The sequence below is a fragment of the Anaerocolumna sp. AGMB13020 genome, from assembly GCF_033100115.1.
Taxonomy (GTDB): Bacteria; Bacillota; Clostridia; order Lachnospirales; family Lachnospiraceae; genus Anaerocolumna.
The window spans coordinates 3,040,823-3,061,845 of the sequence record NZ_CP136910.1; the positions used below are offsets into that span (position 1 = coordinate 3,040,823).

General features: G+C 38.3%; 20 protein-coding genes and 1 tRNA gene. 12 read left to right on the forward strand and 9 right to left on the reverse strand.

Going from position 1 to position 21,023, the window contains the following annotated elements; all coding sequences use genetic code 11:
• Window positions 1-44 precede the first annotated feature (44 nt).
• The 8 genes from R2R35_RS12350 to R2R35_RS12385 all read right to left on the reverse strand — a co-directional run bounded on the left by R2R35_RS12350 (window position 45) and on the right by R2R35_RS12385 (window position 8,125).
• On the reverse strand, window positions 45-1,430 hold the full coding sequence (locus R2R35_RS12350) for a V-type ATP synthase subunit B (protein WP_317730120.1): 1,386 nt from the start codon (window positions 1,428-1,430) through the stop codon (window positions 45-47).
• A 14-nt stretch (window positions 1,431-1,444) separates the two neighbouring features.
• Window positions 1,445-3,211, reverse strand: a complete 1,767-nt coding sequence (locus R2R35_RS12355; RefSeq protein WP_317730121.1) for a V-type ATP synthase subunit A — start codon at window positions 3,209-3,211, stop codon at window positions 1,445-1,447.
• 118 nt (window positions 3,212-3,329) lie between these two features.
• Window positions 3,330-3,899 carry a V-type ATP synthase subunit E gene (locus R2R35_RS12360; protein ID WP_317730122.1) on the reverse strand — a complete coding sequence of 190 codons (570 nt, stop codon included), beginning with the start codon at window positions 3,897-3,899 and terminating at the stop codon, window positions 3,330-3,332.
• A 12-nt stretch (window positions 3,900-3,911) separates the two neighbouring features.
• Window positions 3,912-4,220 carry a V-type ATP synthase subunit F gene (locus R2R35_RS12365; RefSeq protein WP_033164177.1) on the reverse strand — a complete coding sequence of 103 codons (309 nt, stop codon included), beginning with the start codon at window positions 4,218-4,220 and terminating at the stop codon, window positions 3,912-3,914.
• 169 nt (window positions 4,221-4,389) lie between these two features.
• Window positions 4,390-4,809 (reverse strand): ATP synthase subunit C, encoded by a 420-nt coding sequence (locus R2R35_RS12370; protein WP_317730123.1) that lies wholly within the window; start codon window positions 4,807-4,809, stop codon window positions 4,390-4,392.
• 26 nt (window positions 4,810-4,835) lie between these two features.
• Entirely contained in the window at window positions 4,836-6,737 is a 1,902-nt protein-coding gene (locus tag R2R35_RS12375; RefSeq protein ID WP_317730124.1) for a V-type ATP synthase subunit I, read from the reverse strand.
• Window positions 6,738-6,753: 16 nt separating this feature from the next.
• A complete protein-coding gene (locus R2R35_RS12380) occupies window positions 6,754-7,788 on the reverse strand; it encodes a V-type ATPase subunit (RefSeq protein ID WP_317730125.1) in 1,035 nt (344 codons plus the stop codon).
• 25 nt (window positions 7,789-7,813) lie between these two features.
• Window positions 7,814-8,125: a hypothetical protein gene (locus R2R35_RS12385; RefSeq protein ID WP_317730127.1), complete on the reverse strand. Its 312-nt coding sequence runs from the start codon at window positions 8,123-8,125 to the stop codon at window positions 7,814-7,816.
• A 412-nt stretch (window positions 8,126-8,537) separates the two neighbouring features.
• On the opposite strand from R2R35_RS12385, the gene trmB reads away from it, so the two are divergent.
• From trmB to R2R35_RS12410, 5 genes are all read left to right on the forward strand, one after another.
• Window positions 8,538-9,182 carry a tRNA (guanosine(46)-N7)-methyltransferase TrmB gene (gene trmB, locus R2R35_RS12390; RefSeq protein ID WP_317730128.1) on the forward strand — a complete coding sequence of 215 codons (645 nt, stop codon included), beginning with the start codon at window positions 8,538-8,540 and terminating at the stop codon, window positions 9,180-9,182.
• A 92-nt stretch (window positions 9,183-9,274) separates the two neighbouring features.
• Window positions 9,275-9,421 carry a hypothetical protein gene (locus tag R2R35_RS12395; protein ID WP_156034570.1) on the forward strand — a complete coding sequence of 49 codons (147 nt, stop codon included), beginning with the start codon at window positions 9,275-9,277 and terminating at the stop codon, window positions 9,419-9,421.
• A 131-nt stretch (window positions 9,422-9,552) separates the two neighbouring features.
• Window positions 9,553-9,870, forward strand: a complete 318-nt coding sequence (gene trxA, locus R2R35_RS12400; RefSeq protein WP_317730130.1) for a thioredoxin — start codon at window positions 9,553-9,555, stop codon at window positions 9,868-9,870.
• A 347-nt stretch (window positions 9,871-10,217) separates the two neighbouring features.
• Window positions 10,218-10,290: transfer RNA gene (locus R2R35_RS12405), tRNA-Lys, on the forward strand.
• Window positions 10,291-10,684: 394 nt separating this feature from the next.
• On the forward strand, window positions 10,685-11,428 hold the full coding sequence (locus tag R2R35_RS12410; RefSeq protein ID WP_317730131.1) for a hypothetical protein: 744 nt from the start codon (window positions 10,685-10,687) through the stop codon (window positions 11,426-11,428).
• A 180-nt stretch (window positions 11,429-11,608) separates the two neighbouring features.
• Here R2R35_RS12410 and R2R35_RS12415 read toward each other — a convergent pair whose 3' ends face one another.
• The gene (locus R2R35_RS12415; RefSeq protein ID WP_317730132.1) at window positions 11,609-13,345 is read right to left on the reverse strand and encodes a methyl-accepting chemotaxis protein; all 1,737 of its coding nucleotides are present in this window, start codon (window positions 13,343-13,345) and stop codon (window positions 11,609-11,611) included.
• A gap of 489 nt (window positions 13,346-13,834) precedes the next feature.
• Here R2R35_RS12415 and argC point away from each other — a divergent pair, with 489 nt between their 5' ends.
• The 7 genes from argC to R2R35_RS12450 all read left to right on the forward strand — a co-directional run bounded on the left by argC (window position 13,835) and on the right by R2R35_RS12450 (window position 20,736).
• Complete coding sequence (gene argC, locus R2R35_RS12420) at window positions 13,835-14,782, forward strand: N-acetyl-gamma-glutamyl-phosphate reductase (RefSeq protein ID WP_317730133.1); 948 nt, start codon at window positions 13,835-13,837, stop codon at window positions 14,780-14,782.
• Between the two features lie 151 nt (window positions 14,783-14,933).
• Window positions 14,934-15,299 (forward strand): metal-sensing transcriptional repressor, encoded by a 366-nt coding sequence (locus R2R35_RS12425; protein WP_317730134.1) that lies wholly within the window; start codon window positions 14,934-14,936, stop codon window positions 15,297-15,299.
• A gap of 237 nt (window positions 15,300-15,536) precedes the next feature.
• Window positions 15,537-16,535 carry an energy-coupling factor ABC transporter permease gene (locus R2R35_RS12430; protein ID WP_317730135.1) on the forward strand — a complete coding sequence of 333 codons (999 nt, stop codon included), beginning with the start codon at window positions 15,537-15,539 and terminating at the stop codon, window positions 16,533-16,535.
• A gap of 185 nt (window positions 16,536-16,720) precedes the next feature.
• Window positions 16,721-17,506, forward strand: a complete 786-nt coding sequence (gene cbiQ, locus R2R35_RS12435) for a cobalt ECF transporter T component CbiQ (RefSeq protein ID WP_317730136.1) — start codon at window positions 16,721-16,723, stop codon at window positions 17,504-17,506.
• A gap of 26 nt (window positions 17,507-17,532) precedes the next feature.
• Window positions 17,533-18,327, forward strand: coding sequence for an energy-coupling factor ABC transporter ATP-binding protein (locus R2R35_RS12440; protein WP_317730137.1), 795 nt, complete (start codon window positions 17,533-17,535; stop codon window positions 18,325-18,327).
• A 469-nt stretch (window positions 18,328-18,796) separates the two neighbouring features.
• A complete protein-coding gene (locus R2R35_RS12445) occupies window positions 18,797-19,486 on the forward strand; it encodes a hypothetical protein (RefSeq protein WP_317730138.1) in 690 nt (229 codons plus the stop codon).
• Between the two features lie 254 nt (window positions 19,487-19,740).
• On the forward strand, window positions 19,741-20,736 hold the full coding sequence (locus R2R35_RS12450) for an SPL family radical SAM protein (protein ID WP_317730139.1): 996 nt from the start codon (window positions 19,741-19,743) through the stop codon (window positions 20,734-20,736).
• Window positions 20,737-21,023: the final 287 nt, after the last annotated feature.

The following is a 21,023-nucleotide window of genomic DNA, read 5'->3' on the forward strand; positions in this document are numbered from 1 at the left end:
TTTCTGCTACAGCCGTATATTTACGGTTAGCTTGTTTGAGGCACTTATTTGGAAGCCTCTGATGAAATATAGTATTTATCCAGTATCTTAGTATCAATTCTATCCAGCTCTTCTCTGGGAAGCATACGAAGCAGTTTCCAGCCTAAATCCAGAGTCTGTATGATGGTACGATTCTCATCCATTCCCTGTGTAATGAATTCCTGTTCCATTGCAGCACCGAATTTCAGATATTTCTTATCGATAGGAGATAGTTCGTCTTCACCAATAACGCTTGCAAGAGCTCTAGCATCACCCACGCGGGCATAAGATGAAAATAACTGACTGGAAAGATCCTGATGATCTTCTCTTGTATAACCTTTACCGATACCGTCCTTCATAAGACGGGAAAGGGAAGGAAGGATATTGATGGGTGGATACACGTTTTTCTGATAAATGGTACGGTCAAGAACAATCTGACCTTCCGTAATATATCCCGTTAAGTCTGGAATAGGATGTGTGATATCATCGTTTGGCATCGTAAGAATAGGAATCTGTGTTACAGATCCGTTGGTGCCGTTAACGATACCAGCTCTTTCATAAATGGTTGCAAGTTCACTGTACAGATAGCCGGGATAACCCTTTCTGCTGGGGATCTCGCCCTTGGAGGAGGAAACCTCACGCATTGCTTCTGCAAAGGAGGTCATATCGGTTAATACAACGAGAATGTGCATGCCTTTTTCAAATGCAAGATACTCTGCTGCTGTTAATGCTACCTTTGGTGTAATTAATCTCTCTACTACCGGGTCATTTGCCAGGTTTAGGAACATAACTACGTGAGATGTAGCGCCGCTTTCCTCGAAGGTACGGCGGAAGAAATCAGCAACATCGTGTTTTACACCCATTGCAGCAAATACGATAGCGAATTCTTCATCGCTGTTTTCGCCAAGAGATGCCTGTTTAACGATCTGTGCTGCCAGCTGGTCATGAGGAAGACCATTTCCAGAGAAGATAGGAAGTTTCTGACCGCGAATCAGGGTTGTAAGGCAGTCGATGGCTGAAATTCCTGTACGGATATAGTTTCTTGGATACTCTCTGGTACAGGGATTTAAGGGAAGACCATTTACGTCTTTGTTTACTTCAGGAACAATAGGTCCAAGGCCGTCAATAGGCTGACCTACACCGTTAAATACGCGGCCCAGGATATCGGAGGAAAGAGCAACTTCCATTGGATGTCCTGTAAGCTTTGTATGAGTATTGTTAAGGGACATTTCTTCTGTTCCCTGGAATACCTGAATTACTGCTTTATCTTCATAAATTTCTACGATTCTACCGAGTTTTTTCTTACCTTCAACGGTCAGTTCAACGATTTCATCATAGGAGGCATCACGAATACCCTCTATAGCAATTAAGGGGCCGTTTATTTCACTTAATCCTAAATATTCAATTGCCATGTTATATATCCTCCTTAACCGTTCTTTGCCATGATGCGATTATAGAAGTCATCAATCATAGCGGTATAGTGATCAAATTTGAAAAGTTCATCATTTGCAACATCATACTTAATGGAGATTACCTTATCAAAGATATCCTCCTGCTTTAATAAAGACATAGGCATGTTCATTGCAATAAGTTGTTTGGACTTGGAAAACAGATAAAGTATGGTATTCATCATCTTAAGCTGTTTATCAAGCGGAACGTAAGTATCGGAAGGATGGTAAGCATTCTGCTGTACGAAGCCCAAACGGATTACTCTGGCAATCTCAAGTACCAGTTTCTGATCATCAGGGAGTACATCACTACCGATAAGCTTAACGATTTCATTTAACTGATTTTCCTGTGTTAATAAGCTAAGGATTTGATTTCTGCTGTCTATGAAATCTCTTCCGACATTCTCTGTGTACCAGGGAGCTAAGTCATTTAAATACTCGCTGTAGCTGGTTAACCAGTGAATGGCAGGGAAATGTCTTGCGTAAGCCAGTGATTTATCAAGTGCCCAGAAGCAGCGAACAAAACGTTTGGTATTCTGGGTAACGGGTTCTGAGAAGTCACCACCCTGAGGGGATACGGCACCGATAATGGATACGCTGCCTTCTGTTCCGTTTAAGTTCTGCATAAAGCCGGCTCTTTCGTAAAAGCTTGATAATCTGGAGGCAAGGTATGCAGGGAAACCTTCCTCGGCAGGCATTTCTTCCAGACGGCCGGATAACTCACGAAGAGCCTCTGCCCAACGAGAAGTGGAGTCAGCCATGATAGCTACGTGATAACCCATATCACGGTAGTACTCAGCAAGTGTTATACCTGTATAAATACTCGCTTCACGGGCAGCAACTGGCATGTTGGAGGTATTTGCAATAAGTGTTGTTCTGTCAAGTAAAGGATTTCCGGATTTGGGATCCACTAACTTAGAGAAGTCCTCCAAAACCTCTGTCATTTCATTTCCGCGTTCACCGCAGCCAATGTAAACGATAATATCCGCATCGGACCATTTGGCAAGCTGATGCTGTGTCATAGTCTTACCGGTTCCGAAACCACCGGGAATAGCTGCTGTACCGCCTTTTGCAATCGGGAAGAGCGTATCAAGGATACGCTGTCCGGTAATCAGAGGACGGTCAGAAGGATATCTCTTGGAGGTAGGTCTGGGAACACGAATAGGCCATTTCTGTGTTAGAGTCAGCTCTTTTGTTACTCCGTCAGGAGTCTGGATGGTTACAATGGTGTCATTTATGGTATACTGTCCGTCTTTTGCAGCTTTGACAACCACACCCTCCACATCGGGAGGGACCATGGATTTGTGTACGACAGCACGGGTTTCCGGAACTTCAGCAATGATAGTGCCGCCATAGATCTTATCCCCTTCTTTTACTGTTATGTGTACATCCCAGAGTTTCTGTGTATCAAGTGCATCAACGCTGACACCTCTGGCAATATAAGCACCAGATTGTTTTGCGATTTCCTTTAAAGGACGTTCAATTCCGTCAAAGATATTACTGATAATTCCTGGTGCTAAAGTAACGGAAATAGCTGCACCGGTTGAATATACCAACTCGCCGGGTTTGATACCGGTAGTCTCTTCATATACCTGGACGGTGGTCTCATCTTTTGTCAGACCGATTACTTCTCCGACCAATTTCTCGTTGCCTACAAGAACCATTTCGCCCATTTTAAAGCCCTGATTACCTGCCACATATACAATTGGTCCGTTAATTCCGTATATTTTTCCTGTTATATTCATAATGGAGATAACTCCCCTTTCTTCTTTTCACATGGCATTTTAGTTAAAAGCCTTTCAGTCAAGATTATTTTTAACTTACAAGTTAAGAAAATACCTAGCTTATAAGTTAGAAAAAGATTTAACTTACAGCGAATTTATTTTTGGATTCTTCCATTCTGGTCAGAAATGAATTATCGATTAATATACTTTTTCCCTGTATAACTGCTCTGATACCGCCGATAAAATCGCGGTCACTGACAGTTAATGCAGCACCGGTGGAAGCTTCTAAAGTAGGCTTTAAGCTCGAATCGGTAGAATTGATATAGATAATAACCTCATCTTTTCCCGCAAAATCCTTTACAGCTTTTATCTGTTTAACCAGTAAATCAAAATAATCAGAGGTTTTCATGTACTCCTGTAATTTAGCGGATACATCCTGAAACAACTGATTCCTTAATTCAAATGCCCGGTCGCTTAATTTACGCTTTAAATTAATTACTTCACTTGCAACTTCTTTATTTTTCTCACGCATGAGTTTTTCTGATTCCGCACGGTAAGTTGCCTCGGATTTCCGGATAAGTTCTTCCTTGTGCTCGTCAAAGATCTGCTGCAGTGATTTCTGATATTCTTCAATTATTTCAATATTCTGGCTGGTTGCGCTTTCCATTGCAGAATTATAAAATTGTTCTAATTTCTCATCTAAAGTCATAGACATCTCCCTCTACAATTTTATTCCAATTGCTTCATTAACATAGGAAGTAATAAAATCGGGCTTTCTTCCCGTTCCGTGGCGGTCTGGAATTTCAACAATCAACGGAAGCTTTCGGTTCAATTTAACATCATTTATCACATCTGGAAATTCGCGGCTGAATTTTTCTGTAATCAGCAGGACACCGATGGTTTTATCTGCAAGCGCTTTATCCAGCTGTTCTTTTAAATGCTTCCTGGAATGTATGACAACCCCGTCTACGCCTGTAAGGCGCATTCCCGTGTAAGTATCAACATTATCACTGATAAGAAACATACGCATACAGTTACCTCCTTATTTCATAAGAGAAAAGCCTTATGCCAAGAAGTGTGAAAGAAAGTACTTTCACACCTCTTTTTTTATATTGTTATAGGCACCAAAAGTTCTTCTTTTGGCGGCGGTATCTATACCGCTGTATAAGATAATAGGAACGAAAGTTCCTCTAAAAACATTAACCTAAAATAGAGAAAGAAACGATAAGTCCGTAAAGAGCAATACCTTCTGCAAGAGCAACGAAGATAAGAGCTTTACCCATGATGCTGGAGTCTTCGCTCATGGCACCTAAAGCTGCAGAAGCAGCGGAAGCAACGGCGATACCACCACCGATACAGGATAAACCGGTTGAAAGAGCAGCAGCTAAATATCTCCAGCCGTCAACAGAAGCAGCAGCGCTACCATCAGCAGCAGATGCTGTACCGGTAAATAATAAAACGTGTGCGATTAATAATGTACCAAAGAAGAAAAATGAATTAGCGATAACACTTGCCTTAAAGTTACCTTTTTTCTTTTCACTGAGTAAATATGCTCCAAAGGGAATTGCGATACTTAATACTAATGCTACTACTAAAATAAATTTTGCTGTCATTGTCATAATATGTTCCTCCTAAAATTTAACTATTATTTGCTTTTGTATGGCTTAAATCCTTTTCCTGTACCCTTATAGAAGCGGCTGAACATTTCATAATATTCCAGACGCAGTACCTGAATACCTACAATCAGGCCTTCCATACCTGCTACAAAAATATTACCGAGTATTACAACCAATATATTAGGATCCCCTGTGTGAGCTCCTGCGAATAACATAACAACGCCCATCATAGCTGCGTGACTGATTGCGAAAGCACCAACACGCAAGAAGGAAATAGAATTTGTAAGATAACTTAAAACGATTTCAAATAATTCAAAAAATGATTCCACAAAAAACATAGCCTTTTGTTCCGGAAAAATCTCAGATTTCTTCTCCACCAAATGGGTAAGAGGCTCTCTTAAAAAAATCATGATAAGAGGAAGACCAAGGAAAATTGCAAGAACAATACCTGCAGGCAAAGTATTTCCTGTTGCTACCAATATAACACATATAAGGACTACAAGATAAAATACAAGTCCTGCTATACCATTGGTATCAAAGAAAATCTTTTCTACGTCTTTTGCTTTTATACCGTTAATAATATTTATAATCATTGCGATTATAATAAGCATGGAGCCGAAAGCAACGGCTGTTAACAGTACGGTCATTACATTTTCCATTGGATTCAGCCATATATGGGGCAGGACATCTTCAAAGCCGAATATACTGCCGTACATAAAGCCCATTATGGTGGAAAAGACTCCGGCAGTGGCTATTATAGCTGCCAGTGGCATTTTCTTAAAGTGGTAGAGTAATCCTCCGCCTATTGCAAGGCACAAACCTTGCCCAACATCACCGAACATGATACCAAAGATGATAGAATAGGTTATGGCAACGAAAAAGGTTGGATCTATTTCGTTGTAAGCAGGAAGTCCATACATCTTAATAAACATCTCAAAAGGCTGAAATATTTTTAAATTCTTTAACTTTGTCGGAGGCTTGGAGGTCACACTGGTGACATCCTTCTCCATCATGCAAAAGACATCTTTATCTTTGTCTATGTCCTGAAGCAGATCTTTTACACTGTCTTCCGGAATCCAGCCGCATAATATGAAGTAAAAGGCATTGCGTTTTGATACCGTTGTGCAAGCTGCCATCTTTCTTACATCAAAGTTATTGGAGTATACACAGATGATCTCATAAGCACTAAGTATCTTGTCAGATCGACTGCTCAGACGGTTTTTCATTTCCTCATTAATGGCATTGATCATTTCCTGGTTTTCTTCCAGTTTCTTTACAATGGCATTATAGGCTTGATCCGGGGTCCCCTCATATTCTGTGGTAAGTGATATTGCTTCAAAGTGAAGGGAAGAAAAAATAGCGTCAGTTTTCTCTGCATCAGCTAAAGGAACAAAATACACCCCCCAGACATAATCCGGATCATTACCGCATTCAATAAATAAAGTTGTCAAGCTCTCGTATACAAATTTTGAGAATTTCGTATAATACTCATGGGAAATTCGGCCAAATCGGTACTTTATGAACTTGAAAGCTAATATTTTATCAATTTCATAGTCCAGATGACGAAAAGGTTCAATCTTTTTCTGAAGCTCATTCAGATGTTCTCTTTCCAGACCAAGCTTCTTCTTCTGACTTGTCAGGTCTTCCAATTCTCTGGAAGCTGAAAGTATAATGGTAGAAGCTTCGGAAAGTGTCATGTTCTGAGCTTGTGAAGGCTCCTTTTCATCAAACCGTTCTGCTAACTCAATAGCCTTTGAATAGATTTCTTTGTAAGGATTCGGCTCTACAAAGGGCTTAAGATCTTGAACGGAACTAAGTTCAGACAAGGCATTTTCCAGATGTATCTCATATTTGTTCAGATACGCACTGACAACTCTGTCAAACTCAGCCTTTGGACCGGTAATGCTGATAAATCTCATTTTTTCAATCAATTATTGCACCTCCGATTCAATTAAAAGTAATATATTTTAATGTATCCTGAGGGTCCAGTTTATAACGTATACACTCCAGAGCGGAGGTAAGTCTGTCTATTTCTGTTCTCTTAAGATACAAATAATAACTGATGGGTGCCATGGAATTCGGGTACTTATCTCTATGAAGCTTATAATTTTTTAATACAGTACTTTGGTATACCTTTTCTATTGTTCCATTAGCAAGGGAAGGAACCATAAAATCATAGGGAGTGGTATTTAATACCCCGCTGAATTCTTCAATGGTGGAGGTTTCCATCAGTTTAATTAACTTATCCTTTTTCAGCTTATAAGTTATTGGAATAATATAGGCGTACGCATCTTTTACCTGTAAATTATAAAATTTCTTGGAGCGGTACAGCCACATGATATTAAGCAGGTCAATTTCAAGACCTAAGGTATCTGTAACATACTTTAAATTATCTCCTGACAATACCCTGTCTTTCAATTTCCAGGCCTTCATAAAATATTGGATATCTAACTTCATTTCATAATCAAAGGAGGTTATATCCGTTTTCTGAATGCTGGTCAGTACAGAATAGTAATCACTGCCTTTCAAATGCTCAACATACTCAGTCATTGACTTAGAGGTAGCAAGTGCAGCAATATCGATCTTGGAGTGTTTGTTAAAAAACTCTGTAATACTACCTAAATCATAAGTTCTGTGCTGGTTGAAAACCATATGCATACAGGCTTTAAGTATATTCACTTCGTAGCGGAGAAAGATAATATCAAGAATCTTTCTTTGATCCGGGTTGGAAAAGCGGTAAAGCTTTGAAAAATCCTGATACAGGCAGTTAATGATCATTCCCTCTACCTGTCCGCGATGGATCAGGTTCTCATCAATTCCTGCAAAAACACCCCCGTAGCCGGGATGGGATTTCAAATAAGCGATAAAATCTGATGTGGATTCGAAGTTTGCTATTGTCTGATATTCTGTGCTTTTTACCGATTTCGCCTCCAGGGCCTTGGTCTTGGTAACAATCCCGCTATAAACTAATAAATTGCTCATAACAACCCTCCCTGTAACTAATTATTTACTCACTAATGATTTCCTGAATTACTTTGTCAACGAATACATTATGGTTTTGGGTATAATTAGCTTCCAAGTCGGCAAGTTGTTTTGCCCAGTCCTTCGTAATAGCTTCTTTTTCGGCGGCTAATTCCTTGTTTACCTGATTTTTTAATACAAGAAGTTTTGCATTCGTACTATCAGCCACGTCCTTATCCAACTTTTCGAGATCATTTTTTAAGGCTTCGTGTAATTTCACTTTTTCATCGTTGGCACGTGCAATGATAAGATTCGCTTTTTCTTCAATGTCGTGTAACAGACCAATTACATTTTCCATGTTTACCTCCTTGTGTTTATTTTTCGTTTTGCTTACCAATAATATACGCAGTATATTTATTAAATGTAAGCGAAAAGAATTAACCTTGAAAAATGAAAAGCGTATGTTCTTACTCAAAAAAGAACCCCTAAAAAAGAATCCTTTTTTTTAGCCGGAACACAGCTATATCATACTACGAAAATTTAAAATTACCATCGTGAAAATGTACAAATTTCGATAAATTATATAATTTTAATTTAATACTTTTTATAAATAGGAAGATATACATTAGAAAAAATAAAGACATGTTATCTTTAAACACATAGATAATGCTTGTTATTCTCTACCTGTATGTTATAATTAATTAGCAATTTTTTCAATAAGAAAAAAGTCGGAATACAAATAAAAATGTTGTTTTGTGGGAGAAAGATATATGAGATTAAGAAATATACCGGGTTCATTGGAAGAAATAGCTAAAAATAAATATGTAGTACATGAACCAGAGAAAACAAAAGGACTCTGGAAGAATTATTTTGGAAATGATAACCCGATCCATATTGAGATTGGAATGGGAAAAGGAAAGTTTCTGTGTCAGCTGGCGCAGTTAAATCCAGAGATAAACTACCTGGGGATAGAGAAGTACTCCAGCGTGCTTATCCGCGGACTTGAGAAGAGAAAAGAGCTGGAATTGAATAACCTCTTTTTTATAAGATTAGATGCTGAGTTTATCAATGATGTTTTTGACAAAGGGGAAGTGGATCGAATATATCTGAACTTCTCAGATCCCTGGCCAAAAGACCGGCATGCCAGAAGAAGACTGACCTCAAAGGAATTTCTTGAAAGGTATGACCAGTTCTTAAAACCAGATGGAGAGATTATATTCAAGACGGATAACAGACCTCTCTTTGATTTTTCTCTGGAAGAAGTGGGAAATGCCGGATGGATTCTCAGAAATTATACTTATGATCTTCATCACAGCGAATATGCGGCTGGGAATGTAATGACTGAATATGAAGAGAAGTTTTCAGGGCTGGGAAATCCCATTCATCGAATGGTTATCTATAGAGAGCAAAAATAAGACAACCAATTATAGAAAGATTCCTTTATAACCCTGTACAATTTATTGATTTATGCATATAATAAGATAAGAACTTCAATTAGGTGACTGTTATGAAAAATTCCGTTAAGAATCAACTTGCCAGGACTTTTGGCGGGAATATGGAGTTGAACAAAAAGGCTCTTCAGATGAAGAATTCCTGGGATGAAGTAAGTGGTCTTTTAGGAAAAAGTCTAAAGAAGAAGGGCGGCAGCAAATAAAGAGCAGATTTAAGTTACACTAGATGAGGTTAAAATTACCATTTACTATCAATTAACAAATATCCGGAATAATATGGATAGTCTGGAGATTGGTTATAATCGTAGTATAAATGTTCAAAGGAGGAAACAGAATGGCTCATAAGTTTACAGACGATAATTTCGAACAGGAAGTATTAAAATCACAGGTTCCCGTATTGGTTGATTTTTATGCTGATTGGTGCGGTCCCTGCAAAATGATGGCTCCTGTTATTGAAGAACTGGCAACTGATTATGAAGGCAGTGTGAAAGTGGGTAAGCTGAATGTTGATGAAGCTCCCGGAATCAGCAGCAAATATAGAGTAATGTCCATTCCTACACTTTTATTAATCAAAGACGGAGAAGTAGTGGATACAATTGTTGGTGCAGTGCCAAAAGCTCAGCTTACGGATAAATTAGAGAAAATTAAATAATATTTAAATACTGCTGCAATTTAACTGTAAGTTGCAGCAGTATTTTATTGTAATAATGAGATTGACAGAAAGCCTTTATTGATGTACCCGCTAAAATTATCTTTATACTGTATCACAAATAAAGTAACATGTAAGCTGCAATAGCAGTTTGGATTAGTTAAACGGACTAGCAAAGCTTATTGTTTAAAAAGGCATTAAAATAAACAAAAAATGTCAAATTGAAAAACATTTGTAAAGAATTAAAATAAAAATTAAAAAAATATGAAAAAATGCTTGCAATTTGAAAATTTATATTATATAATCATTTTTGCGTTCGGGAAATACGAACAAGCAAAAATACGAAATAAGCGCTTCTAGCTCAGTTGGTAGAGCACCTGACTCTTAATCAGGGTGTCCAGGGTTCGAGCCCCTGGAGGCGCACTATGAAGGTCCTAGTTTGGCAGACGTGAGAGCTGCTGGGTTAGGGCTTTTTTGATGCTTAAAAAAATGAGTTTTATTTTTCTAAAGAAAAAAAATCAGGTTTTCTATTTTGCTGAAGCAAGGAACACATTGTCTACTTTATTGTGTGTATTGTTCACATTGTCTGAGTTATTTCATATATGTTATAGTAGTCCTCTTTACAATATGAAAGAAACAATTAATTCTTTTATCTGCCAAATAGTAATCTTTTCATATAGTAAAATTACTTCTTTTGTTATAGAATTATAGTAATTATGCAGATAAAAGTTTAGTGGTGCAGAATACTTCATATGGGGATAATAGGAGAAGAAAAAGGCATAACAAAAAGGCAATAATGCAGAGTAGGGGTGGAATTTTGAGCAGAATGAAAATTGTAAGGCTGGCTATGCTGATTATAAGCAGTTTTTTATTAACTGCCTGTAGTTTTAAAGACAGTGCTGATAACAATGGTGAACAAATGAAAGCAGTTCGTGAAGATGCATTTTCCGATAAGTGGTATGCCAGTACCGGTAGGTTTGAAATTGCACCAGGTGAATTGACCAACATAGATCTGGCAAGACCGGATAACAATAATGGATGGACTAAGACACTGGAAATAAAGTATCCGCAAATTTATAATATGGAAGATTCGGAGAAAGAAACTCGCATTAACGATACCCTTTATAAAGAAGCGGTTAATTATCATGATGTATTAACTAACAGAAGCTATCATGATTACCGTGTGGATTATCAACTTATGGAGGTAAATCAGGATATAGTAAGCATACTGTTTCTTGGCGAAGTAAGTGACCTAAAGACAGCGAACAGCTTTGCTCATGCAGTCACGATTGATATGAACACCGAACTGCAACTGGAATTAAAAGATTTCCTTGATATAGAACAATCCTTTGTGGAAGATCATTTATATACCGATTTTGATGTTGTAGAGAATAACTTTGATGAAAAAAGTGATAATACACCATTTATTGAAACCTTTGTAAATGATTATGAACTACAATCCCATATGAATGATTTCTATATTAATGGTGACAAGATTGGTATCATTATACCAACCTATAATAGTATGGGATATATTCTTCTTCAAGGAAATTTTGAATAGGTTAAGAGGGGATTAATTTTCAGGAGTACTTGTTATTGCTTGTACTTTATAAGGCGTTTGAATGATTAATCCCCTTTTTGGTTGATAGGTTTCGGTTATTGCAGCTTAATATGTTACAAGCTTGAATATTCAGCCCGGCAAAAACAACGCAAAAGCACAGCCGTTTAAACAAGTCTTAGGTTATAACTTTAATTTTTGTATCATCCGGTCCAAGCGTCCCGCAATTTTACTAAGGGTATCTACCTGGCCGGTAATTCCCTGAACACTGTTGTTTTGTTCCGAGATACTGACCATCATTTCTTCTATTACTTCATCACTTTGCTTAAAATGAATTCCCATCTGCTGGATCTCATTCATAACACTTTCACTGAAGGCGGAAATCTCTTCTGTAGTTCCATAGACTTCCTGGACCATTTCAGAAACAGAAGATACAGAATCGGTAATCGCGGTAAAACGGTCATCAACCTTGTCCACCATGTTACTTTCGTTGTTTATGGTAGTCAGAACGGACTCCATGGAAGACTGAGTTTTACCAATGCTTTGTTGTATGCTCTGGATTAACATTTCTATAGAAGCCGCTTGTTGGGAGGATTCCTCTGCTAATTTTCTTACTTCGTCTGCCACTACGGAGAAACCTTTTCCGTGCTCACCTGCCCGGGCGGCTTCAATAGAGGCGTTAAGGGCCAGAAGGTTGGTTTGTTTTGCAATACTTCTGATACTATCAATAATCTGATTAATCTGAGCAGATTCTTCCTTCAGCTGAGCAACCTGTTGACCGGTTTCAGATACTTTCTGAACGGATTCATGAACGTACAGCTTCATGTCTTTCATTATATCTTTTCCTGCGACGGCTTCTTCGGTGGTCTTGGCAGCGGCAGCCGCAACTTTCTCTGATCGAAGGGTAACTTGAGCCACTGCTTCATTAATCTGAGAAACTTTTCTGTTTACTTCTCCTTCTGCGTTGGACCTGCGTTCTATGGCTCCTTTACTTTTCGATACGGAAGACTGGAGCGTTGAGGTGGTTTCCTTAGTTGCTGCCATCAGTTCTTGAAAAGTATCGGTACTTTTATTCAGGTATTCAGAGGATTCACGAATGGTTAACATCATGTCATGGACAGTGCACAGCAGATTGTTTACATGATTCGCTAAAAGTCCTATTTCATTGTTGCTCTTGATATCAATACGTTTCGTCAAATCTCCTTCCAGATTGGATATTTCCTCTACTTTTTCCACCAATACCTCAACTGACCGCATTTGGGATCTTACTACAATATTAACGATAATGTTCACTATGATTAATACAATCAGCAATAGACCAATAAAGCCAGCCAATACAAGGGTCAGGACAAGCGCGATTAAGTCTGTTTTCACAGTGGTGTGAATTACCATGCTCTGTTTATCGGATAACTGTACCGGCAGATAGAAATCCAAAGGCTCCCGTTCCCAGATAAAAGAGATATTGAAATCTGAAATCTGTGCCTCTCCGGTTTCATAAGCTTTTACCAGTAAATTATCTGTGTGAACAAGCTTTTCATTGCTGTTATGCTCTTTATTGCCTTCTATTCCATAAACATAGACATATTCCCCGTCCTTTTGGGTAATCAAGGAGATACTGTCGGACAGCAAATTAATATTTTTCTTATATTTTTTGACTTCACTTTTTAGATTATCAAAGCTGGACTGGTCAAGAGTTCCGTTATGAAAAGATTTTGAAATTCCCAACTGTTCCAGGCTGCCGCTTAATCCGGTAATGACGGACTGAAAAGATGACTCAGCAAACTGAGACAGTTTATCAAAGGCAATTGAGGTTGTTACGGCTCCTAAGATTAGAAAGGCGGCTATGATAGCCAGCATTATTCTAATGACAATCTGCCTGCCCATGCTTACAGTTTTATCTCTTCCTGCTTTTTTTATCATTCGTACCCTCCCACGGATTATGTAATAATGTACTTTATTGTTTTCTTGTATAGAATATAACAATAGGAAGGAAAGAAGTAAATAAAGAAAAGATAAACATTTATTAATATTACATATCAAACATTAAAATAATTGTTCGCATATAGAAAATTAAGGTGCTGCGTGGTAATTTATGTATAAGCAAGATAATATATGGGAGTCTGAAGGATAGCCTATGATCTAGGAGGAAAAGATTAGTGGAACTCTGCATCATTGCGTGTCATTGGAGGACAATAAGTTTTATAGTATGAAATAAGGAGCGTATAAGATTGAAGTAATTAATTTCTTGATTGCATTTTTATTCATAATTTGTTATTATAAGTAATAAGAACATTCAAAATCAATAAAATAATAAGTAAAAAAGGCATTTTGTTCGAATTGTCAATTGATCAAAAGTGAATAAATATGCAAATTAAAATTCACACAATCATGCTGATGGAGGTAGTAATTATGAAAACCAAAGTTTTTGTAGATGGAAGCGAAGGAACAACCGGACTAAGAATCCATGAACGATTCAAAGGCCGTGAGGATATCGAATTATTGACGATTGCACCGGAGTTAAGAAAAGATGAAGCAGAGAGAAAAAAGCTCATTAATTCCTCGGATGTCACCTTTCTCTGTCTTCCCGATGCTGCAGCCAAAGAAGCAGTTGCAATGGTAGAAAACCATAAGGTTAAAATAATTGATACCTCCACAGCTCATAGAACGAATAAAGAATGGGCATATGGGTTGCCGGAACTGTCAGAGGAGCATAAGGCTAAGATACAAAAGGGCAGTCGGATTGCAGTTCCCGGTTGCCATGCGACTGGCTTCATCTCATTAGTATATCCTCTTATAAAAGAAGGGGTTTTACCGGAGGATTATCCGATTAACAGCTTTTCTCTTACAGGTTACAGCGGAGGAGGAAAGAAAATGATAGCCGAATACCAGGAGGAGGAGAGACTGACAGCATATACAGCCCCCAGAGAATACGGACTGGGGCAGCAGCACAAGCATCTGAAAGAAATGAAATTAGTTACAGGTCTTATAAGAGAACCGCTGTTTTCGCCTATTGTGGCTGATTATTATAGCGGTATGCTGGTATCCATTCCCTTGTATACAGATTTACTTAAGAAAAAGCAGACACCTGAGCAACTCCAGAAATTATTTTCAGATTACTACAAGGACCAGCTCTTTATAAAGGTGATGTCCTATGGGGCCGAAGCTGAGAAGAATGGTTTTTTAAGCGGTATTGATTGTAGCGGCTGGGATGGGCTTAATATTTATATTACCGGCAATTCAGACAGAGTGGTACTGTCAGCACAATTTGATAATTTGGGTAAAGGAGCCTCCGGTGCAGCGATTCAGTGCCTTAACCTGATACTTGGCTGCGCAGAAGCTACCGGTTTGAATCTGTAAATACTATCATTTTCCTGGTAAATATGTTATGATGGCAGGTAGTATGTCCTGATTAGTTGCTGTACCTTATCTGCAGGCGGTTAAGGTGAGCGTAAGGACAGGTATAAAGCTAGATAGGATAGAAATATGCTGTATCAGGAAGGAAAGTCGGATGAAGAAAACTACCGCTCGTATAAAGAACATAACGCATACCCATACTGGTGATACTGAGATCGTACATAGTCACAGTCATGAGGCCGGTACAGGTCATAAACATAGCCATCAGAATACCAAGGCTGTTTTGAACCGTTTATCCCGGGCAGCAGGACATCTGGATTCGGTTAAGAGAATGATAGAAGACGGCAAGGACTGCAGTGAAGTGCTTATTCAGCTTTCGGCGGTAATAGCAGCACTAAACAGTACTGGTAAGATTATACTGGAAGACCATATTCAGAATTGCATTGTAGATGCTATTGAATCCGGTGATAAGACCTCACTGGAGAATCTTAATAAAGCCATTGACCGTTTTATAAAATAAATTATAAGAGCAGGAAAGTACTGTCCCGGAAGAGAAAGCTGGAAAGCTATCCCCATCCGGGGCATTTTTTATTTAAAACCAGGGGATAAAAAAAGGCGGAGGCAGAAAAAATGTGGATAAATAAAGTCATTTCAGGTACTTGTTTTTTTAACAAAAATATCCCCCCTATGGGCTTGTTTTTTACCTGAGTAGGTCTATAATGCAGATAGATTAAGCAAATGAAGGAGAGTCTTATTTATGCATATGGCAGATGCCCTAATTGCACCGGCTGTGGCGGCAACTATGTTTGCGGCTTCCGGTATAACCACCGCCTATTCTATGAAAGAGGTTAAGCAGGAAAATGACCCAAGGAAGATACCCACCATGGGGGTAATGTCTGCGTTTGTTTTTGCCACCCAAATGATTAATTTCACCATTCCAGGTACCGGTTCCAGCGGACATTTATGCGGCGGACTGCTCTTATCTATTATGCTTGGGCCTTACGCAGGATTTTTATCCATGGTATCCGTACTTTTGATTCAGTGCCTCCTGTTTGCTGACGGCGGGCTATTGGCTTTAGGGGCAAATATCTGGAATATGGCCTTCTATGGCTGTTTTGTTGGGTACTTGTTAATTTATCGTCCTATTACAAAGAAGAAATTAAATAATACAAGGATTATGGCTGCTTCCATCCTTGGCAGTGTTATCAGCCTTCAGCTGGGAGCCTTTAGTGTAACCATACAGACACTGCTGTCCGGAATTACAGCGTTATCCTTCGGACAATTCCTGGCGCTCATGCAGCCCATCCATCTTGCCATAGGTGCAGTGGAAGGCCTTATAACTGGTGCTGTGATAATTTTTGTATATAACACAAGGCCGGAAATACTAAAGACAGAAACCTTAAAAGCAAGAATGAGTTTTAAGCAGGTAATTGCAATACTGGGTGTGTCGGTTGTTATAATAGGAGGAGGTTTATCCCTTGTAGCATCGGGTAATCCGGATGGTTTGGAATGGTCTATTGAAAAAGTCACAGGAAGTACGGAAATAGAAGCACAGAAGGAATATTCTTCTGCAGTTGATACAGCTGCTGCTATTCAGGAAAAAACGGCTTTGCTTCCGGATTATGCTTTTCGAGACAGTGAGTCACCGGCAGGAACTTCCTTTTCCGGAGTTGCAGGAGCCTTCATTGTTGCAGGGCTAACAATAGGCTTAAGTCTGTTATTTAAGCTATTTCGCAAAAAGGGTAAAACGACATAGATAACGAGGTACCCTACATAAAGGATACTGTTAAAGAGAGAGAAGGGCTGTTCATTGTGAGAAACAGCCCTTTTCTTTTAGACTATTACATAAGATGTAAGCCAGGCAGGAACACGAGTTTTATTTTTAGTAAGATAGTAGTATAATTAGTGTCATGAAACAGTTCATACACAGAAGAGGTAAATATGGCTAATATAAAAGATGCGTTATTTGAAGTCCATGAGCTGGAGGAGCTGGCATTAAGGGATTTGGAGATTAATCGTGTACATCCGCTGGCGAAACTCCTGATTACGATAAGTTATATGGTACTTGTGGTTTCTTATCATAAATATGATATCTGGGGGTTACTTCCCTTAATAATATATCCAATAGTTTTAATGAGGCTCTCAGAGATATCTTTAAAGGACTGTTTCCGAAAGATAAGAGGAATACTTCCGCTTATCTTGTTTATCGGTCTCTTTAATCCCTTTCTAGACCGGGAAGTGCTATTTATGGCAGGTAAGCTTCCTATAACAGGAGGTATCCTGTCTTTTCTTACCCTATTCTTAAAAGGTGCTTATTGCCTTTTCGCTTCCTTCCTGCTTATAGCAACAACCGGAATAGAGGGAGTCTGCTATAGTTTGAGATTACTTAAGTTACCGGGAATTCTGGTGAATCAGTTTCTTCTGACTTACCGGTATATAACGGTATTGATGAAAGAGGCTAATGCTGTTTATCAGGCTTATTCCTTAAGGGCACCGGGGGAAAAAGGAGTAAAGTATAAGATATGGGGATCTTTATTAGGGCAGCTGTTTCTCCGCTCCATTGACAGGGCAGGGAATCTATATGAAAGCATGTTGCTTCGAGGTTTTGAAGGAGAATACTACCTGACAGGCAAACGCAAAGCAGAAGGCAAGGATTATGCTTATTTTGTACTTTGGGCAGGGATATTTCTGATACTTCGTGTTGGCATCAGATATCTCATGAAATAAGTTAAGGCACACCAGAAGGAGAGGTTATGAAAAGTATAAAAACAATAAAACCATTGGCATCAAAGGATTTAAGGCAGAATCATACAGATGGGACGGGACTGGTGGAATGTAAGAATCTGTCTTTTTCTTATGAAAAGGGTACGGATATCTTGCAGGGGATTACTTTTTCAACCGGAAGAGAAGAAGCGGTGGGTATTGTCGGCGCCAATGGAGCTGGGAAGTCCACGTTGCTTCGAATACTGGTTGGTCTGGAAAGCGCCTATACCGGGGAAGTTCTGATTGACCATATACAGGTAAAAAAAGAGAATTACGCCTTTATAAGGGCGCATGCAGGTTACCTCTTTCAGGATTCCGACAACCAGCTCTTTACCCAAAGTGTTTACCAGGATGTAGCTTTCGCACCGAGAAATTACGGACTGAACGAAGCTGAGGTGGATAAACGGGTAATGGAGGCTCTGGGAATCCTTGATATTACCCATTTGCGAGACAAACAGATTCATAAAATGTCCGGAGGTGAGAAGAAAATGGCATCCATTGCAACCCTGTTGTCTATGGCGCCGGATATCCTTCTGTTTGATGAACCCTCTATTGCACTTGATCCAAGAAATCGCCGGACGCTGATTCAGGTTATAAATAAATTAAGGTTAACAAAATTAATTGCCTCTCATGACCTGGACCTAGTACTCGAAACCTGTACAAGGGTAATCCTTATAGCAGAAGGCAAAATAATTAAGGATGGGCCGTCAGAGGAGATATTAAAGGATAAAGAGCTGCTAGAAGCAAATCATCTGGAACTTCCTTTGTGTTTACAAAGATGCTGACCAAGGAATAAGCGTAATTAAGATAGATAAGACCTGAGCAGCAGAGATAAGAAAAAAATATATAATGACTTTCTGCTATTGTAATTATGTTCAGGCTGAAAATAGAGGAAATGTAAGAAAAGAAAAATAGCTATTTTAAGAAATGGAATAATCAGGTATAATGGGTTATAAGGACATAAGGACATAAGGACATAAGGACATAAGGATATTAAAATCATAAAATTCATGAAAAATCTATAATAATGATACTATTACAAAGGAATAAAAGATAACTATGAAGGTATGTGAATATTGCGGAACCAGAGTGGCGGACAACGTCATGCATTGTGCAGGGTGCGGATCAAAAGAATTTAAAAATATTTGTTTGAAATGTGGAAGTGTTATATCAGGTAATAAATGTCCAAAATGTGAGGAAGGCATAAAGGACATAAGAAATGAACAAGTAATACAACACCCAGTTGTACGGAGAATGAAACGTAAAAGAAACTATAAATTAATTGCTGCTCTGGTTTTATTGTATTTGGGGATAGGCGGTTTTGTAATGATGAATTATATACCTAATACGGAGGAATACCAGAAACTAAAGGAAAGTCAAAAAAAACAAAAGCTGACCTATGCTGAATTAATAACGTTAAAAGATCATCCGAAATATTATGGAGATTACAAAGAGGCAAAAATATTCTGGAAAAAATATGATGAGGTTGTAGTAGCCACAACAGGTAGTAACGAGGATGCGCTGTTACTGGTGGGAACCACTGATTCTAAGGTTATTGACAATATCAGAATTAATCTTTCAGAGGTTGAAGGAAATCAGAACATTGAACTGGAGGATGTCCTGTCATTGGTATCCGATTACATACCCTTTGACATAATTGATAAATATTATGATTTTAAAGAAGCATTTCATGAGACTTATAAAGCAGGCAATTATGAGGCTTATCATTATGTGATGGATTTAAATGAGGCAGGGAAGAAAGCAAATAAAACTGGTGAAATAAAATACGATGACAAATTTTCTTTTCAAATAATACATAGAAATGACCATGAATGGATTGCTGAAATGAATTATCTCTCCTACGAAGGAAAATATAAAAGCTTTAAAGAGGAGGAATTTGATATTAAGAAGTGGAAGGTCGACCTTAAAAAATATAGAAATTAGACAAGCGTATTACACTTAGTTTAATCAGATAATATAAAGTTTATAAAATAAAGCCAAGGCAGCATGGCAGCATCAGCCCTGGCTTTATTTGTGCTGTTTTCCGGGTGCTCTTTGCTTTTTATTTCAAAATCATAGAATTGTATGTTTCTAGTAATTGAAATTATAGTTATGAAATTATGATTTCCGAAGATACTATGGATAAACAATTTTATCAATAAACTGTTCAAAGATAAAAAAGAAAGCAGGAACAAAATATGAAACCGTCAAAAGTATACTATGAACCGGAGGTTCTGGAATATAGACTCGGTAAAGAATTACAGGATAAATACAAGGATCTGCCCTGGATACCCATTGAGAATCACAATAATATTGAGGAACTTCGTACCAAGGAAAATACAGAATTTCAGAAGCTTAAGACATTATTGATATTAGGCACCAGAAAAACGCATAAATATTCTCCCAACTATAAGGTATCTGATTATCTTGTGCCCTTCACCTCCTCGGGATGCACTGCCATGTGCCTGTATTGTTATCTGGTCTGCAATTATAACAAATGTTCGTATCTCAGGGTATTTGTCAACAGAGAACAGATGATGGAACGGCTTATACGCTTTTCCATGAAAACAGAAACAGAGCAGGTATTTGAAATCGGAAGTAACAGTGATCTGATACTGGAAAATACCATTACCGGCAATCTCCCCTGGATTGTTGAGGAATTTATAAAAAAAGGAAGAGGTAAATTGACCTTTCCCACAAAATTTAATATGATAGAACCCTTGCTTGGGCTGAATCATCAGGAAAGAGTTATCTTTCGTATGTCTGTGAATCCACAGTATATTATCAGCAATATAGAATTAGGCACAGCTTCTCTCAATAACAGAATTGAAGCAGTAAATAAAATGGCAGCGGCAGGTTATCCGGTAGGACTGCTGATAGCCCCGGTGATACTGCTCCCTGACTGGCAGAAGATGTATCTTGAGCTGCTTGATGTGCTGGAGGAAAAATTATCACAAAAGGTAAAAGATACCATGTTCTTGGAAATCATTTTTATGACCTATAGCTTTATTCATAGAAGCATCAATCATGAGGCTTTTCCAGAGGCTACAGAATTATATGATAAAGAGCTGATGAGAGGCAGGGGGATGGGAAAATACTCCTATAAACAGGATTTAAGAGAAGAGGGAGAGGCGTTTCTTTTAAAAGAGATCGACAAGCGGTTCGGTAAAGATAAGATACTTTATTTCAGTTAGAGAAACTCGATTAGAAAAAATACAAAGGATTAAACAGAAAAACCAAACTAATTATAACACCCTGAGCACCGTTAAATCGCATGGCTCAGGGTGTTATATGTAAGTTATACTGTAAATTAATAACGATTATTTTTATGTAAGCCATGTAGTAAGCAGCTACTATCATAATAAAAAAGATAGGCCAGTTTATGAAATTGTATAATTCCTGTATATTAAGCACTTTTATCAATAAATTGCAGTCCGCGTGTAACTTACAATCTCGCATAATTTACAGTCCTCACATAAAC